This is a genomic window from Zavarzinia marina, from assembly GCF_021568905.1.
Lineage (GTDB): Bacteria > Pseudomonadota > Alphaproteobacteria > Zavarziniales > Zavarziniaceae > Zavarzinia > Zavarzinia marina.
The window spans coordinates 36,718-53,498 of the sequence record NZ_JAKGSB010000002.1 but is presented as its reverse complement, the minus strand read 5'-3'; the positions used below and the strand labels follow the sequence as shown (position 1 = coordinate 53,498).

The window sequence follows — 16,781 nt, the reverse complement described above, 5'->3', positions numbered from 1 at the left end:
CCTGCGCCACTGCCTCCGTGCGCGCAAGCCGATGAAGGAGAGGAGGAGACATGTCGGCGAAGCGTGTGCTTACGTTCGATCGCGGTCTGGCGGCCATGGCTGCCCTGGCCATTGCTTTCGGGGTCGCCTCCACTGCCCGTGCGAGCGAGGATTCCGCCTACCCCGCCACCAGCCTGCGTGACGCCGCCGTGTCGGCGCCGAAGGTTTCGTCCGATCGCGAAGGGGCGGCCTCGCCCCTCGGCTATGTCGCCGTGAAGCCCGATGCCCCCGAAGGCGCCGGCGAGGCGCGTGCGAGCGGCCCGATCGCGGTCCGCACCAAGATCACCCACGCCACCAGCGACCGGGTCGTGAAGGAAATTTCGGGCGTCGCCTCCTGGTACGGCCCGGGCTTCCACGGCCGGCTGACGGCCAATGGCGAGATCTACAACCAGAATTCCCTGACCGCCGCCCATAAGTCGCTGCCGTTCAATACGCGCGTGCGCGTGACGGCGCTGTCGACCGGCCGTTCGGTCGTCGTGAAGATCAACGATCGCGGGCCCTATGTCGGCAACCGCATCATCGATCTCTCGGCCGCCGCCGCCTCGGCCATCGGGCTGCGCCACCAGGGTGTGGGCAAGGTGAAGCTCGAAATCCTCGAGGAGCCGGCCAGCCGCGCCACCGCCTCGACCGGCTCGCGCGCCACCGACAGCCGCGAAGGCCAGCAGGCCCCGCGCGAAGTCAGCGCCGGCGAAAGCCCCGCTGGCGACGTGACAGGCGACGTCGCCACCAACTAAGCTGCCTCCCGGTTTCCAGTGCGGACCGGGGGAACAATTGGACAGTGACAACAGGACCGGCGTCGATCTCGACGCCGGATTCGCGCGGGCCCAGTTCCCGCCGGCCGAAAACGGCATCGCCTTTCTCGAAAACGCCGGCGGCACCTATGTGCCGCGACAGGTGATCGACCGCGTCGGCCATTACATGAGCCGGGTGCAGGTGCAGCCGGCCTATGGCTTCCCGGCCTCGATCGAGGCGACGGACCTGATCGCCGACGGCGTCGCCATCGCCGCCGCCTTTCTGAACGCCGAGCCGGACGAGGTGCTGGTCGGCCCCTCCACCACCGTCAACGTGCTGGTTCTCGCCCAAGCGGCGCGCCCGCTGCTGGCGCCGGGGGACGAGATCGTCGTCACTAATCAGGACCACGAAGCCAATTCGACGCCCTGGCGCCGCCTCGCCCAAGAGGGGGTGACGGTGCGCGAATGGGCGATCGACCCGGCGACGGCCGAACTGGACCTCGACGATCTGCGCACGCTGGTCGGGCCGCGGACGCGGCTGGTGGTGATGCCCCATTGCTCCAATGTCGTCGGCAGTTTCAACGATGTCGCGACGGCCGCCGCCATCGCCCATGAGGCGGGCGCCCTGATCGCGGTCGACGGCGTCGCCTATGCCCCGCACCGCCTGCCCGACGTGAAGGCACTGGACGTCGATTTCTATTATTTCAGTCTCTACAAGACCTTCGGGCCCCATGTCGGCGCCGCCTATGTGCGCCGGTCGGTGGCGCGGCGACTCGCGCCGCAGAACCATTACTTCCTGACCGAGCCGCCGAAGAGCCTGAACCCCGGCGGCCCGTCCCATGAGTTCACCGCCGCCCTGAACGGCATCGCCGATTATTTCGGCGTGCTGGACGACCATCACTTCGCCCTGCCGGCCAATGGCCTGCGCGCGCGGATGGAACGGCTCTATGCCCTCTTCGCGGCGCATGAGGACGCGCTCGGCCGGCGCCTGCTGGCGGGGCTGGCCGTGCTGCCCGGCGTGCGTCTGATCGGGCGAAAGGCGATGGACGGCAAGCGCGCGCCGACCTTCGCCTTCACGGTCGACGGCCGTCCCTCGGCGGAGATCGCGGAGGCACTGTGGGATCGGGGTATCGCCGTCGGCCTCGGCGATTTCTATGCCCGGCGCTGTGTCGAGGCCCTGGGCCTCGACACCGTCGTGCGCGCCAGTCTCGCCCATTACAACGACGAGGACGACGTCGACCGTTTCCTCGACGCGCTACGGCGGGCGATCGCCTGACCTAGGTCATCACCACTCAGGCCTAGGCACTCAGGCCAGGGCGGCGATCACCTCGCGCGCCGCCCGCTCGCCGGACTCGAGGGCGCCTTCGACATAGCCCGTCGCTTCGATGGCACTTTCGGTGCCGGCGAAATGGACGCGGCCGGCGCTCTCGCGGATCGCTGGGCCGAAGGCGGTCAGGGTCGCGGGGGGCATCAGGCCGGCATAGCAGCCGCCCGACCATTCCTCCGCCAGCCAGTCGTTCTCGGCATAGTCGATGGGCTCGGCCGCCTCGGGACCGAGGATGCGGACCAGCGTGTCGACGACGGCCTTTCGCCGTGCGTCGGGCGTGCGGCCGGTCCAGGTCCGCGCCGCTTCCCCCTCCAGGAAGCCGGTCAGGACGCCGTGGGCGGCGCCTTCGGGCGTGCCGTCGAAGATCGGGGAGAAGGGCCCGGCATCCGAGACGATTTCGCCGGACAGGCCGCGCGCGCGCCAGAACGCCGTCCCATAGGCGACATGGCATTTGATCACGCTGCCCATGGGGCTGCGCTGGGCGAGGCCCGCGCGCAATGCCGGCCAGGGCGGGACCGATCCGATCCGGGGCAGCAGGGCCAGGGGAACGGCGATCACCGCCCGCCGGCACCGGATCGTTCCGCCGCCGTCGAGGCGAAGGGTGACGCCACGGTCATCCTGCTCGATGCCGAGGACGGCGGTGGAAAGGCGCAGGGTCTCGCGCCCGACCTCGTCCGCCAGACGATCCGACAATTGGTGCAGCCCGCCCTTGAAGCGGTCCTGCTGCGCCCCGCCGGCGACCGAGATCATGGGCTCCAGCCCGTCGGACGCACGGAGATAGGTGAGGAAGAAGAGCATGGAAATCTCGGCCGGCTCGGCGCTGAAGACGGCGCGCACCGCGATCTCCATCAGGGCGCGGGCGCCCCTGGTGCGCACATGGCGATCGAGCCAGCTCGCCACCGTCATGCGGTCGAGCGTGCCGGCATCCGGTGCCGCCCAGGGACGGCTGACGGCGATGGTGGCCGCCATCCGCTCGATCCGCTTCATCACCCGGTCGGTCTCGATCAGGGCGAGGAAGGGCAGGGCGGGAATCAGCCCCTCGTAGCGCCGGACCCGGCCGCCGAATTCGATCAGCTTGCCGCCCGCCTCGAACTGGGGCTCGGTCGCGATGCCGTGTCTCGCGGCCAGCGCCAGCAGGCGGCGGTGGGCGGGCCCGACCCATTGCCCGCCGAGATCGACCGTGGCGCCGGCCAGAAGCCCCGGCTTGGTCCGCCCGCCGACCCGGTCGCGGGCTTCGATCACCTGGACCCGATGGCCGGCGCGTCCGACCATGCGGGCCGTCTCCAGCCCGGCGAAACCGGCGCCGACCACGGCGACGTCCGTATCGAATGAAAGATCGTTCGTCATGAAACCCTCCCCGACCGCATGATCGGCGGTCGGGAAGGCGGGGCCAAGCCCCTTCGTTCCGGTTTCCGGCCGGCTGGCCGGGTACGTCAATGCAGCGTAAAGTAATTCTCCGTGTGGGAGAATTCACCGGGCCGGATGATCCGGTTGCTCATCACCTTGACCGAATGGAGCTTGCCGTCGAGGTTGGCCTCCCAGAAGTCCAGGAATCTTCGCAGTTCCGGAAACTTCGGTGCCAGATCGAGCTCTTGCCATGTATAACTTTGCAGAAGGCTCGGATGATCCGGCATGTGGTACAGAATTTCCGCCGTGGTGATGCGGTAGTCGGCTAGCATACGCGCGAGATCGCTCATGCAAGACTCCTTTTCTGCTGACCAATAGACTCTGGGCAACTCTCGGGTATTGGCACTCCCTGTGATCGACTGCTAACACCGGCAAGGCGACGTCGAAGCCGGCGAGATTCATTTGGAACCGAATACGTAAAGGAAGCGTAACACGTCTTTCATCGTCGTGAAGACTTGGAATGCGGCGATGCGGCATAAATTTTCGCCGTGCAGCGGTGGCCGGGACGGAAGGATCCTTCATGACTGTCGAATCCCTGGTGGCGGCGGTTCGTTTCGGCCTGGGGCCGAAACCGGGGGAATTGCGCGCCGGGCGCGACCGCGCCGCGCTGAAGGCGGATCTCGCGCCCCAGCCGGCGGCGCCCAGGCCGAAGGGCGTGCCGGCGACCGGCGCCATCGTCGCCGCCATCCGCGAGGCCACGCGCCGGGGGCGCGAGCGCGACGTGGTGAATTTCCTGAAGAACGACGCCAAGGACATATTGGTCGCCGAGGTCGCGGCCCGGACGCGCCGCGCGGTCGAGACCGACCGTCCGTTTCACGAGCGCCTGGTCCAGCACTGGTCCAACCATTTCACCGTCTCGCTGGCGAAGCCGATCGCGGCCCCCCTGCTCGGCGCCTTCGAGCGCGAGGCGATCCTGCCCCATGTCACCGGTCGCTTCGTCGATCTGCTGCGCGCCGCGTCGCTGCATCCCGCCATGATGATCTATCTCGATCAGGCGACGTCGATCGGGCCCAATTCGCGGGCCGGGCGGCGCCGCGATCTCGGCCTCAACGAGAATCTGGCGCGGGAGATGCTGGAACTGCACACGCTCGGCGTCGACGGTGGTTACGGGCAGGACGACGTGGTGCAACTGGCGCGCATCCTGACCGGCTGGACGGTCGACCGGGAAGGGGCCGGGAACGCGGGCCGATTCATGTCCGTGCTGCACGAACCGGGCGACAAGCGTCTCCTGGGCCAGCGCATCGCCGAGGCGGGCCCGGACGAGGCGGAGGCGGCGTTCCGGATGCTGGCGGCCCATCCGTCGACCGCGCGCAACGTGGCGGCGCGCCTCGCCCGCCATTTCGTCGCCGACGATCCGCCGCCGGCCACGGTCGAACGTCTGGCCCGGGTCTTCCGCGATACCGACGGCGATCTTCGCGCGGTCAGTGGCGCCCTGGTGGACGAGGAGGCGATCTGGCGTCAGCCCCTCTCCAAGGTGAAGACGCCGAACGACCTGGTGCAGTCGATCTTCCGCCTGATCCGCACGGTGCCCGAAGGAACCTTGATGATCGGCGCCCTGAAGATCCTGGGGCAGCAACCCTTCTCCGCACCCTCGCCCAAGGGCTGGTCCGACCGGGCCACGGATTGGATCACGCCGGATGCCCTGCTGCGCCGGATCGAGATGGCGCAGAAGGCGGCGGCGCGCCTCGGCCGCTATGCCGACGGCGCGGTACTGCTCGACGCCGGGCTCGGCGCCGGGGCCACGGCGGATCTCGCGGCGGCGGTGCGGCGCGCGGGCGACCGCACCACCTCGGTCGCCCTGGTGCTGGCCAGCGCCGAATTCCAGCGGAGGTAGCCATGGCCGAACGCGCTCAGAGCCTCGAGACCGACCGCCGCCGCCTGCTGGCCGGGGCGGGCGGCGCCGCGCTTGCCCTCGGCCTCGGCGGCCGGGTGGCGCTGGCGCTCGTGCCGGGCGACCGCCGGCTGATCGTCTTCGTCCTGCGCGGGGCGCTGGACGGGCTGTCGGCGGTGCCGCCTCACGGCGATCGCGACTATGCCCGCGTGCGCGGCGATCTCGCCCTGGCGGCGCCGGGACGCGACGGCGGCATGCTGGACCTCGACGGTTTCCATGGCCTGCATCCGGCCCTCTCGCCGCTGATGGACCTGTGGCGCGCGGGCGAGATGCAGATCCTCCACGCCACCGCGACGCCTTACCGCGAACGCTCCCATTTCGATGCCCAGAACGTGCTGGAGACCGGCGGCGATACACCGTCCGGATCGGCCGACGGCTGGCTGAACCGGGCGGTCGCGCTGGCCGGCGGATCGGGGCTGGCCGGCGGACTCGCCGTGCCCCTGGTGCTGTCGGGATCGGCGCCGGTGACCACCTGGGCGCCGCAGGTCATGCCGCTGCCGGACGTCACCCTGCTCGATCAACTGGCCGTGCTCTATGGCGGCGACGCCCTGCTGGCGCCCGCCCTCGAGGCGGCGCGGGCGGCGACGGCCGTGACCGGCGGCGGGGCCATGGGCATGGGCAAGGGGGCCGCCAGCCTGGCGCCGCTGGTCGGCGGCGTCGCGCGCCTGATGAAGGCGGCGGACGGCCCCCGCGTCGCGACCATCGATGTCCAGGGCTTCGACACTCATACCTATCAGGGCACGGGCAATGGCCGGCTGGCGCGGGCGCTGGCGCCGCTCGGCGCGGCGATCATGCAATGCCGGGACGAATTGGGCGCGGCGGTCTGGGGCCGTACCCTGGTCTTGGCGATCACGGAATTCGGCCGCACGGTCGCACCCAACGGGACAGGCGGCACCGATCATGGCACGGCTGGCGTCGCCTTCGCCTGCGGCGGCGCCCTGTCGGCGGCCAAGGTCCACGGCCAGTGGCCGGGCCTTGCGCGCGACCGGCTCTACCAGGGCCGGGACCTCGCGCCGACGACGGATCTGCGTGCCTTGTTCATGGCCGTGCTGACCGGCCACATGGGCCTGCCGGCGGCGGAGGTCGCGCGCCGGGTGTTTCCCGAGGCGGCGGGGCTCCGTCCCCTCGACCTGATCCTGAAAGCCTAGGTCAGGGCCGGGCGGCGACGGCGCGGGCCGGCTCGTCGGTCACGATGCCGTCGACGCCGAGGGCGAAGATCCGGCGATACATGGCGAGCGCGGCCGGGCGCGGCAGGATCTGATCGCCCTCGTCGGCGAAGCCGCCGACATAGACCGCGAGGCCGGCGGCCTTGGCGTCGCCGACCAATGTGGTCGGCGGCATGGCGCCGCCATCGGCATAGGTGCCCTGGACGTCGGCCGCATCGACCAGGATGGCATCGGCGAATTCGCGGATCGCGCGCAGCCCCCGGGGCGTCTGGAAGTCGCCATAGGTGCGGCGGTCGCCGGTGCGCGCGGCATCCGACGGAAGCGCGGTCGAGGCGCCGAGGACGAAGATCCGGGGATTGCCGCCGGTCGACCCCAGGCGCGCGAAGCCCGATGGATCGCCGGTGCCGATCATCACGTCGGGCGAGCCGGCGAGACCGTATTTCTGCAGGGTGGCGAGAACGCGCGGTTCCATCGGCTTGCCGCGCGCGGCGTGGATCTCGGCGTCGTGAAGGACGAGGAGGAGGCCGATGCGCCGGCGCTTGTCCATGCGCCGGCGTTCGACCAGGACGAAGAGATCCTCGAGGATGGGGGCGGAGAAGATGCCGTCGAATTCGGCCCGGCGGCCCGGGATCGGCTGGCGCGAGGTCAGGCGGGCGTAGTCGCCGTAGAGCGTGTAGTCGACCGGATAGCCGGTGGGCGGCGGCTCGCCCTTGATGGCGGCGGGAGAGGAGATGAGGCTGGCGATGTCCGTCGTCTCGGCCAGATTGCGGCGGGTGCGGATCACCTGAACGCCGTCGAAGGTCTGATAGACGTCGACGCGCAGCATGTCGGCGCCCTGGGCGATCGCCAGGTCGAAGGCGGCCAGCGTCGCCTCGGGGAAGGTGACGGCGGCGCCGTCGCGCGCGATCACCTGGGGACCGAAAGGCCCTTCGCCGGCGGCCTGGGCAATGTTCGCCGTTCCGGCACCCGTCGCGGCCAGGGTGGCGATCAGCGCCACGGGCATGAAGCGGGCGAACATGGAACGGGCGAACATGTGGCGGGCGAGGAGCGGTCGGCGGAACATCGGCTTGTCCTTCCTGCGCGGGAATCGCCGTTTACCATAAAGGAGTGCGAGGCCGCGATGAAGGCCGGATTGTCCGGCGGCGCCTGTCGCCGATCCGGACGATTTTTCGTCACTTTCGAGATTGTCGGTTGCAAAGCGGGTGGAGGTTTGCAAACTCGCGCCCCAAGGTACCGTGGGCCGAAGATGCCCGGGACCAAGGGCCGTCATGCGCCGGCCGGACCAATAATCAAACGCAAGACGAATTCTGGGGGAGAGAGCCGATGAAACCACCGTTCCGCAAGGTGAACTACCTCTCGAACGACCTCGAGGTGGAGCGGCGCGACGACGGCAGCATGATCCTGCGCCTTGCCCATGGCCTTGGCGACTACGATCGCAACATGATCGCGCCGCTGCGCAAATGGGCGGCGGCCGAGCCCGATACCCTGTGGCTGGCCCAGCGCGGCCCGGATCGGGCGTGGCGCAAGGTCACCTATGGCGAGGGGCGCGCCCATGTCGACGCCATCGCGGCCGCGCTGCTGAAGCGCGGGCTCGGCCAGGATTCGTCGGTCATGGTGCTGTCGGGCAATTCGATCGAGCACGCGCTGTTCATGTATGGCGCGATCGCCGCCGGCGTCCCGGTCAGTTCGATCAGCCAGGCCTATTCGCTGATGTCCATGGACCATGCCAAGCTGCGCTATGTCGTCGACATGGTGAAGCCCAGGGTCATCATGGTGCAGAACGGGCGCTTCTTCGAGGCGGCGCTCGCCGCCCTCGACCTCGACGGGGTCGAGGTGGTGCATGTCACCGATGCGCCGGGCGCCATTCCCTCGACCGATTTCATGGACCTGGTGAAGACCCCGGTCGGGCCCGAGGTCGAGGCCGCCTTCGAGGCGCTGGGGCCCGACACGGTGTGCAAATATCTCTTCACCTCCGGCTCCACCGGCATGCCCAAGGCGGTGATCAACACCCACAAGATGCTCTGCGCCAATGCCGCGATGCTGCAGTCGATCGTCGTCGACCGCGAGGCGGTGCGGGCGGCCGAAGGCCCGGCGGTGGTGGTCGACTGGCTGCCGTGGAGCCATACCTTCGGCGGCAACGCCAATCTGCACGGCGCGCTGGTCTCGGGTTCCAGCTTCTACATCGACGACGGCCGGCCCTTGCCCGGCCTGTTCGACGAGACCATCGCGACCCTGAGGGAAATCTCGCCGACCACCTACATGAACGTGCCCGTCGCCTTCTCCATGCTGCTCTCGGCCATGGAGAAGGACCCGGAGATGGCCCAAACCTTTTTCAAGAAGTTGAAGTTCTGCGCCTATGGCGGCGCCGCGCTGAGCCAGGATCTGTGGGAGCGGTTCCAGAAGCTGGCGGTCGCGACCACCGGCGAACGGGTGGTCTTCACCACCGGCTGGGGCGCCACCGAGACGGCGCCGGCCGCGACCAGCGTGTTCCGCGAGGCCGAGCGCGTCGGCATGATCGGCCTGCCGCTGCCGGGCGTCGAACTGAAGCTGGTACCCGTCGGCAGCACCTATGAGGTCCGCGTGCGCGGCGACCTGGTCACGCCGGGCTACTACCGGGATCCGAAGAAGACCGCCGAATCCTTCGACGAGGAAGGCTTCTACATGATCGGCGACGCGGCCAAGTTCCTCGATCCCGACCATCCGGATCAGGGCCTGGTCTTCGACGGCCGCGTGGCGGAGGATTTCAAGCTCGACACCGGCACCTGGGTCCAGGCCGGCAACCTCAGGGTCCATCTGGTCACCGCGGCGGCACCGGTGATCCAGGACGCGGTGATCTGCGGCCACGACCGGAAATATGTCGCGGCCCTGGCCTGGCCCAATTGGGTCGGCATGCCGAAGGTGGTGACCGATCCCGCCGCGCAGGCGTCCCTCGACACGATGCTCGCCTCGGGCCAGTTGTCGGATCATGTGCGCAAGGCGGTCAAGGGGCACAATCAGGCCAATCCGGGCTCGTCCACGGTGATCCGCCGCGTGCTCTTCATGGCCGAGCCGCCGAGCATGGATGGTGGCGAAATCACCGACAAGGGCTACGTCAACCAGAAAGCGGCCTTGACCCGCAGGGCCGATCTCGTTGAAAAGCTCTATGCCGATCCGCCGGGCAACGACGTGATCGTGATCTGAGGTGCAGCGTCCGGGGAGCCATGGATATCGAATTGTTCGTCCGGGCCCTTGTCGTCGGCTATGTGGTCGCGGCACCGGTCGGTCCGGTCAACCTCGTATGCATCCACCGGACGCTCCATTCGGGGCGCATCAACGGATTTCTGGCAGGGGTCGGCGGCGCGATCGCCGACGGCCTCTTCGCGGTGGTCGCGGCCTTCGGCCTGACCACCGTGTCGGACTGGGTGCAGGCCCATGACGGCTGGATGCGCCTGTTCGGCGGCATCTTCCTGCTGGCGCTGGGCGCCAGGACCTTCTTCACCATTCCGCGCGACCGCCACATGGAGGCGGACGAAGGTTCCATTCCCCATGCCATGGGCGGCACCTTCCTGCTGACGGTGACCAATCCGGTGACGATCTTCGGCTTCGCCACCGTCTTCGCGTCGACGGGCCTTGCCGGCGACGGTTCCTTCACCCAGGCCAGCATCACCGTCGCCGGCGTCTTCGGCGGTTCGGTGGCGTGGTGGCTGACCCTCGCCTTCCTGGTCGGCCTCCTGCGCGGCAAGCTCGAGGCGCGCGGCCTCCAGCTCATCAATCGCATCTCCGGGATCGCCATCGCCGGCTTCGGCATCTGGGCCCTCGCCAGTCTCTGGGATCATCCGCTGTTCAAGTGATCGCGCGCCTATATAGACTGGTCGTCATGAAACGGCCGGGAGGAGCGGACGGGAAATGGCGGCGCCGAGGCATCGGGACGAAATCGTGCGGGCGGCGTCACGCCTGTTCCGCAAGCGCGGCTATGCCGCCACCGGGCTGAACGACATCCTGGCGGAAAGCGGCGCGCCCAAGGGCTCGCTCTATCACTATTTCCCGGACGGCAAGGAGCAATTGGCGGAAGAGGCGCTGCGCCTGTCGGGCGACGTGGTGACCGCGACCCTGCGCCACTTGCGGGAACGGCACGGCAACGGCATCGCCATGGTCGAGGCCTATGGCCGCATGCTGGCGGGCTGGATGGCGGACTCCGGCTTTCGCGACGGATGCCCCATCGCCACCACCATCCTCGAGACCGTGCCGGAGTCCCCCCGGCTGACCGAAGCCGCGCGCGCCGTCTTCGAGGACTGGAACCGCGCGTTCGAGGATGTCTTCGTCGCCGACGGCGAAACGCCGGCCCGGGCCCGGCGCCTCGCCGGCCTCGTCGTCGCGGTGATGGAGGGGGCGCTGATCCAGTGCCGGGTCAGCGGCAGCCCCGATCCCATTCTCGATGCCACGGCGGAGATCGTCGCCCTCCTGCGCGCCGCCTGAGGCGGAACCATGTGCGAAAGCCGGTCGACGGGATTGAATTCGGCATTGAACTATATAGACTGGTCTAGATATTTCGGACGGGAGAGCGACATGGACGATGCAATTCCCCTGGTCGAGCGCCTGCGCACCGTCTCCGAGCTTGCCGGTTTCAATCGATGGCTGGAGGTGAAGGTGGCCACCGCCACGGCGGGCGAGGTCGAGATCCATCTCGCCAACCGGCCGGAATTCGGCCAGTACAGCGGCTTTCTTCACGCCGCCGTGGTCGCCGGGCTGATCGAGATCGCATCGGGCTTCGCCGCCGCCAGCGTCGCCGGCAACGTCATCATGTCGCAATTCTCGGTGCGGTGCCTGCGCCCGGCGGTCGCGGACATTTTCGTCGCCCGGGGCACGATCGAACGCCAGGGCCGCCAGCAGATCTTCGCCAAGGCGACCCTCGGCGCCCTGGAGGGCGAGAAGGATCGCCTGTTCGCGGCCGGCGAGGCGATCCTGCTGCCGGTCGGCGCCTGAGCGCGAGAGAGGTTCCTGAGCGCGGTCGGCCCAGCCGCCCTTGACCCCCGAGCGGTCGGCCCAGCCGCCCTTGGACCCCGAGCGGTCGGCTCAGCCGCCCTTGACGATGAACTTCGGGTTGCGGAAGTCGGGCTTGCCGTAGGAGAGGGCGGCCCCTTCGAGGGTATTCACCGTGCCGCCGGCGGCCAGCACGACGGCATGGCCGGCGGCCGTGTCCCATTCCATGGTCGGCCCCAGGCGGGGATAAAGATCGGCGACGCCTTCCGCTACCAGGCAGAATTTCAGAGACGATCCGGCGGGCGAGATCTGCGCGACCTGCAGATCGGCGAGAAATTCGTCGGTTTCCTTGCCCCGATGGCTGCGGCTGGCGACCACGGTCAGGCCGTCCGGCGGCACCGGGCGGACCTTGATCGACTGCGGCGGCAGGCCGTCCTTCTTCACGGCGGCGGTACCGGTGCCATGGCCCCTGTAGGTCCAGCCCTTGGCCGGGGTGTGAACGACGCCGAGCACGGGAATGCCGTCCTCGATCAGGGCGATGTTCACCGTGAATTCGCCGTTCTTCTTGATGAATTCCTTGGTCCCGTCCAGGGGATCGACCAGCCAGAAGCGCGACCATTCGGCGGGATTGCCGGGCGGCAGCTTGCCGGCGGCCGCCAGTTCCTCGGCGACGATCGGAATATCCGGGGTCAGTTTCTCGAGGCCGGCGACGATCACGGCCTCGGCCGCGACGTCGGCTTCGGTGACCGGGTCGTTCTCGCCCTTGGCGCGGACTTCGAAGTCGCTCTCGTAGATCTTCATGATCTCCGCGCCCGCTTCGCGGGCGAGGTCGGTGATCGCGACGATCAGTTCGGCGCGGGCGTCGTCGTCGAGATGGGGCATGGCAATCCGGTGCGTGACTAAAGACGATGCCTTATTAGCGACTAAGGGCGGCGGCGTCGACCATGTCGAGGTCGATCACGGCGATATTGATGGTGCGCTTGCCGGCATGCTCGAAATTGACCGTGACGCGGCTGCCGACCACGCTCTGCACCTGGCCGATGCCCCAGTCCGGCTCGTCCGGGTGGCGGACGAAACTGCCGGGCGCGAGAAGGCTTGCGAAGGCGTCACGGCTCATGAGGGCTCCTCCGGCGGCGGGAAATCCCGGGGGCTTATGTCCCCAGACGGCTGGGCGACGGAGGGATCGTGCCATGGCACGGGAATAGCTGTCGAGCGATACCCGTCCTGGATTCTGGCGCGGACGGAACGTGCGGATTATGGTCTTGCCTCGTGCCGCGCCGGACCGCCGCCGCGTGTTCCCTTCGTTGCGTCCTTCAACTGGTGAATGTTCGAGACATGGTCGATCCGCTTCTCCTCGCCGGGTATCTCTGTTCCCGTCTCTGTCACGATCTGGTCGGGCCGGTCGGGGCCGTGGTCAATGGCGCGGAACTCCTGTCCGACGCCGGCGACGACGAGGAGCTGCGGGAGCAGTCGGTCGATCTTCTCGGCGAAAGCGCCGAGGAACTGTCGGGGCGCCTGCGCTTCTTCCGCATCGCCTTCGGCGCCGTCTCGGACGAGACGACCATCGGGCGCGAGGAGTTCTTCACCACCCTGAACACCATGGTGCGGGGCCGGCGGATCGCCGCCGAGATTCAGGGCGAACTGGCGGATGTCGTCCGCAGCGAGGCGCGTTTCGCCTATCTGATGGTCCTGATCGGTGTCGACTGCCTGCCGCGCGGCGGCCGCATGGTGCTGCGGTCCGACGGGCGCGGGGGCGCCGGCGGCGGGTGGGAGATCGAGATGTCGGGCCTGCGCTGCGGGCTGCCGGAAGCCCATGGCGACCTCCTGGCCGGCAAGGACGCCGAGGTCGAGGCGCGGACCGCGCCCACCGCCTTCGTGCTCGCCCTGGCGCGGGCGGCCGGACGCGCCCTGACGGTCGCCAGCGACGAGGATTCGGTCACCCTGGCGCTGGCCTGACGTCCGGCGGCGCCGGTGACCGCCTCGGCCGGCGATCGGTTTCGTTCATCGAATTTTTACGAGCCTTGGCCGACCATGGCGCGCAACGCAATGCTGTTCGCGCGCCGGCCCTCTGGTATCCTGGTGCGCCAGACGCCGAGGGTGCCCGACCGTGGACGATCTGCTCCGTGAATTCCTGACCGAGACGGCGGAAAATCTCGACGTCGTGGACGTCGAGATCGTCAAGCTGGAGCAGGACCCGAACAACCGCGAAGTCCTGTCGAACATCTTCCGGCTGGTGCACACCATCAAGGGCACCTGCGGCTTCCTGGGCCTGCCCCGCCTCGAGGCGCTGGCCCATGCCGGCGAAAACGTGCTCGGCAAGTTCCGCACCGGCGAGATGACGGTGACCGGCAATGCCGTCAGCCTGATCCTCGAATCCCTCGACGGCATCAAGTCGATCCTGGCCGTTCTCGAAGCGACCGAACAGGAACCGCCGGGCGACGACGCCGACATCATCGCCCGCCTCGACGAATTGGCGGAAGGCGGCGGCCTGGCCGCGGCGCCCCCGGCCCAGCCCCAGCCGCCCGCCGCGCCTGTCGCGGAAGCGGTGCCGCCGGCGCCCGTGATCGAGATGGAACGGGCGCTGAAGCCCGGCGAAGTCTCCCTGGACGAACTCGAGGCCGCTTTCCAGATGGCCCCCGGGCCGGAGGCAATCGCCGCCGGCGCCGCGCCCCTGCTGAGCGATGCCGAGGCGGCGGCCACCGCCCTGGTCGAACATACCGCCGCGACGGCCGCCCCGCCGGCGCGCGCCGGCGACGCCCAGCCCAGTCAGGAGACGAAGGCGGAAGGGCAGATCGCCAATCAGACCCTGCGGGTCTCGGTCGATCTCCTCGAAAACCTGATGACCATGGTCTCGGAACTGGTGCTGACGCGGAACCAGCTCCTGCAGATGGTCAGGCGCATGGGCGATTCGGAATTCGCCGCGCCGCTCCAGCGCCTGTCCCACTGCACCAGCGAGCTGCAGGAAGGCGTCATGAAGACGCGCATGCAGCCGATCGGCAACGCCTGGTCCAAGCTGCCGCGCATCGTGCGCGACCTGTCGCACGAACTGAACAAGAAGATCGATCTCCAGATGCATGGCGCCGAGACCGAACTCGACCGCCAGGTCCTGGACCTGATCAAGGATCCGCTGACCCATATGGTGCGGAATTCGGCCGATCACGGCCTCGAGGGCCCCGCGGATCGGCGCGCGGCGGGCAAGCCCGAGACCGGGCGCATCACCCTGAACGCCTATCACGAGGGTGGCCACATCATCATCCAGATCGCCGACGACGGCCGGGGCCTCGACCTCGAGCGCATCAAGGCGAAGGCGCTCGCCAACGGCCTCGTCTCGGAAAGCGATCTCGCCGGCATGTCCGATGCCCAGGTCGGGCGCTACATCTTCCATCCCGGCCTGTCGACGGCCGACAAGGTCACCAGCGTCTCGGGCCGCGGCGTCGGCATGGATGTCGTCAAGACCAACATCGAGAAGATCGGCGGCACCATCGACCTGAAGACCGCGCCGGGCCGCGGCACGACCTTTCAGATCAAGATACCGCTGACCCTCGCCATCGTCTCGGCCCTGATCGTCGAATGCGCGGGCGAGCGTTTCGCCGTACCCCAGATCGGCGTCGTCGAACTGGTGCGGGCCACGCCCGATTCCGAGCACCGGATCGAAGAGATCAACCACACCCCGGTGGTGCGCCTGCGCAACCGCCTGCTGCCCCTGGTGTTCCTGGCGGAGACGCTGAACCTCGTGCCGGCGGAGACGCCGCGCCCCGAGGACGCCTTCGTCATCGTCGCCCAGGTCGGCACCCAGACCTTCGGCATCGTCGTCGACCGTGTCTTCGACACCGAGGAAATCGTGGTGAAGCCCGTCGCCTCGATCCTGCGCGAGAATGCGCTGTTCTCGGGCAACACCATCCTCGGCGACGGCAGCGTGATCATGATTCTCGACCCCAACGGTCTCGCCATGCAGACCGGCGAGGCCCTGCGCGAGAACCAGGAAATCGGTCAGGAAACCGTGGCCGAGGCCGGCTTCGGCGCGTCCTCTTCGTCGCTCCTGGTGTTCCGCGCGGGCGGCGACGAATTGAAAGCCGTGCCGCTGGCGCTGGTTGCCCGCCTCGAGGAAATCGAGCTGAAGCGCATCGAACGCTCGAACGGCAAGCCGGTGGTCCAGTATCGCGGCCACCTGATGCCGATCGTCTGCGCCGATGCCGAGCATCGCCTGAAGACCGAAGGCGGCCAGCCGGTGATCGTCTTCGCCGACGGCGAACGCGCCATGGGCCTTGCCGTCGACGAGATCATCGACATCGTCGAGGACCGGCTGGACGTCGAACTGCAGTCGGGCCGTCCCGGCCTGATCGGCACCGCCGTGGTCGCCGGGCAGGCGACCGGCGTGGTCGACGTCGCCCATTACCTGACCATGGCCTATGACGACTGGTTCCGCCGCTCGACCGAGGAACAGGGCCAGACCCGCAGCCAGCGCACGGTGCTGCTGGTGGACGACAGCCCGTTCTTCCGCAACATGATCAAGCCCGTGCTGTCGGTCGCGGGCTATGACGTCACCTTCGCGGAAGAGGCGCAGCAGGCGCTGAGGCTGCGGGAGCAGGGGGCGACCTTCGACATCATCGTGTCCGACATCGAAATGCCCGGCATGGACGGTTTCGCCTTCACCGAGACCATCCGCCGCGAGGGGGCCTGGCGCGACGTGCCGGTGATCGCCCTGTCGTCGCGCACCGCGCCGTCGGATTTCGAGCGTGGACGCCGGGTCGGATTCACGGATTATGTGGCAAAGGGCGATCGGGAGGGCCTGCTGGCATCCCTCCGCGCGACGCTCGACGGACGATGCGCCGCCTGACAACAATGATGGGGTCGACAAGGGTGGGGGCGACGAGGGTGGAAACGAGGCAATCCTGATGAAGTCCTGCTTGGTCGTTGACGATTCCCGTGTGATCCGCAAGGTCGCGCGCCGGATGCTCGAGGAAATCGGCTTTTCGGTCGAGGAGGCCGGCGACGGCAAGGAGGCGCTGGAGCGCTGCGCGGCCGCCATGCCCGACTTCATCCTGCTGGACTGGAACATGCCGGTGATGAACGGCATCGAATTCCTGCGCGCCCTGCGCGAGACCCCGGGGGGCGACGCGCCCATCGTCGTCTTCTGCACCACCGAGAACGACATAGAGCACATCCAGGCCGCGCTCGAAGCCGGCGCCAGCGAATACATCATGAAACCCTTCGACCGCGAGATCCTGGAAGCGAAGCTGGTCTCCGTCGGTGTACTTTGA

Annotated in this window: 16 protein-coding genes; 11 read left to right on the top strand and 5 right to left on the bottom strand. The window is 68.6% G+C overall.

Features of this window, described 5'->3' with window-relative positions:
• Nucleotides 1-50: 50 nt before the first annotated feature.
• Nucleotides 51-773, top strand: a complete 723-nt coding sequence (locus L2U69_RS06060; RefSeq protein ID WP_236105899.1) for a septal ring lytic transglycosylase RlpA family protein — start codon at nt 51-53, stop codon at nt 771-773.
• A 37-nt stretch (nt 774-810) separates the two neighbouring features.
• Nucleotides 811-2,046 (top strand): aminotransferase class V-fold PLP-dependent enzyme, encoded by a 1,236-nt coding sequence (locus L2U69_RS06055; RefSeq protein WP_236105898.1) that lies wholly within the window; start codon nt 811-813, stop codon nt 2,044-2,046.
• Between the two features lie 30 nt (nt 2,047-2,076).
• Here the strand turns inward: L2U69_RS06055 and L2U69_RS06050 are convergent, their stop codons facing one another.
• Nucleotides 2,077-3,444: a flavin monoamine oxidase family protein gene (locus L2U69_RS06050; RefSeq protein WP_236105897.1), complete on the bottom strand. Its 1,368-nt coding sequence runs from the start codon at nt 3,442-3,444 to the stop codon at nt 2,077-2,079.
• A gap of 86 nt (nt 3,445-3,530) precedes the next feature.
• On the bottom strand, nt 3,531-3,794 hold the full coding sequence (locus L2U69_RS06045; protein ID WP_236105896.1) for an usg protein: 264 nt from the start codon (nt 3,792-3,794) through the stop codon (nt 3,531-3,533).
• Nucleotides 3,795-4,024: 230 nt separating this feature from the next.
• On the opposite strand from L2U69_RS06045, the gene L2U69_RS06040 reads away from it, so the two are divergent.
• Together L2U69_RS06040 and L2U69_RS06035 are read left to right on the top strand one after the other, a co-directional pair.
• Nucleotides 4,025-5,338, top strand: a complete 1,314-nt coding sequence (locus tag L2U69_RS06040) for a DUF1800 domain-containing protein (protein WP_236105895.1) — start codon at nt 4,025-4,027, stop codon at nt 5,336-5,338.
• 2 nt (nt 5,339-5,340) lie between these two features.
• Complete coding sequence (locus L2U69_RS06035) at nt 5,341-6,543, top strand: DUF1501 domain-containing protein (RefSeq protein WP_236105894.1); 1,203 nt, start codon at nt 5,341-5,343, stop codon at nt 6,541-6,543.
• Between the two features lies 1 nt (nt 6,544).
• On the opposite strand, the gene L2U69_RS06030 is transcribed toward L2U69_RS06035, so the two are convergent.
• Nucleotides 6,545-7,624, bottom strand: a complete 1,080-nt coding sequence (locus L2U69_RS06030) for a glycerophosphodiester phosphodiesterase family protein (protein WP_236105893.1) — start codon at nt 7,622-7,624, stop codon at nt 6,545-6,547.
• Between the two features lie 260 nt (nt 7,625-7,884).
• Between L2U69_RS06030 and L2U69_RS06025 the strand changes: the two genes are divergently transcribed.
• The 4 genes from L2U69_RS06025 (at nt 7,885) to L2U69_RS06010 (ending at nt 11,523) form a co-directional block, all read left to right on the top strand.
• Nucleotides 7,885-9,741 carry an AMP-binding protein gene (locus L2U69_RS06025; RefSeq protein WP_236105892.1) on the top strand — a complete coding sequence of 619 codons (1,857 nt, stop codon included), beginning with the start codon at nt 7,885-7,887 and terminating at the stop codon, nt 9,739-9,741.
• Nucleotides 9,742-9,761: 20 nt separating this feature from the next.
• Nucleotides 9,762-10,391, top strand: a complete 630-nt coding sequence (locus L2U69_RS06020) for a LysE family translocator (protein ID WP_236105890.1) — start codon at nt 9,762-9,764, stop codon at nt 10,389-10,391.
• 55 nt (nt 10,392-10,446) lie between these two features.
• The gene (locus L2U69_RS06015) at nt 10,447-11,016 is read left to right on the top strand and encodes a TetR/AcrR family transcriptional regulator (protein WP_236105888.1); all 570 of its coding nucleotides are present in this window, start codon (nt 10,447-10,449) and stop codon (nt 11,014-11,016) included.
• Nucleotides 11,017-11,106: 90 nt separating this feature from the next.
• On the top strand, nt 11,107-11,523 hold the full coding sequence (locus L2U69_RS06010) for a PaaI family thioesterase (RefSeq protein WP_236105885.1): 417 nt from the start codon (nt 11,107-11,109) through the stop codon (nt 11,521-11,523).
• 90 nt (nt 11,524-11,613) lie between these two features.
• Here L2U69_RS06010 and cysQ read toward each other — a convergent pair whose 3' ends face one another.
• A complete protein-coding gene (cysQ, locus tag L2U69_RS06005; protein ID WP_236105882.1) occupies nt 11,614-12,402 on the bottom strand; it encodes a 3'(2'),5'-bisphosphate nucleotidase CysQ in 789 nt (262 codons plus the stop codon).
• Between the two features lie 34 nt (nt 12,403-12,436).
• Nucleotides 12,437-12,637 (bottom strand): DUF3553 domain-containing protein, encoded by a 201-nt coding sequence (locus L2U69_RS06000; RefSeq protein ID WP_236105880.1) that lies wholly within the window; start codon nt 12,635-12,637, stop codon nt 12,437-12,439.
• 218 nt (nt 12,638-12,855) lie between these two features.
• Between L2U69_RS06000 and L2U69_RS05995 the strand changes: the two genes are divergently transcribed.
• From L2U69_RS05995 to L2U69_RS05985, 3 genes are all read left to right on the top strand, one after another.
• Nucleotides 12,856-13,476 (top strand): histidine phosphotransferase family protein, encoded by a 621-nt coding sequence (locus tag L2U69_RS05995; protein ID WP_236105877.1) that lies wholly within the window; start codon nt 12,856-12,858, stop codon nt 13,474-13,476.
• A gap of 151 nt (nt 13,477-13,627) precedes the next feature.
• A complete protein-coding gene (locus tag L2U69_RS05990; RefSeq protein ID WP_236105874.1) occupies nt 13,628-16,357 on the top strand; it encodes a hybrid sensor histidine kinase/response regulator in 2,730 nt (909 codons plus the stop codon).
• Nucleotides 16,358-16,415: 58 nt separating this feature from the next.
• Entirely contained in the window at nt 16,416-16,781 is a 366-nt protein-coding gene (locus L2U69_RS05985; protein ID WP_236105872.1) for a response regulator, read from the top strand.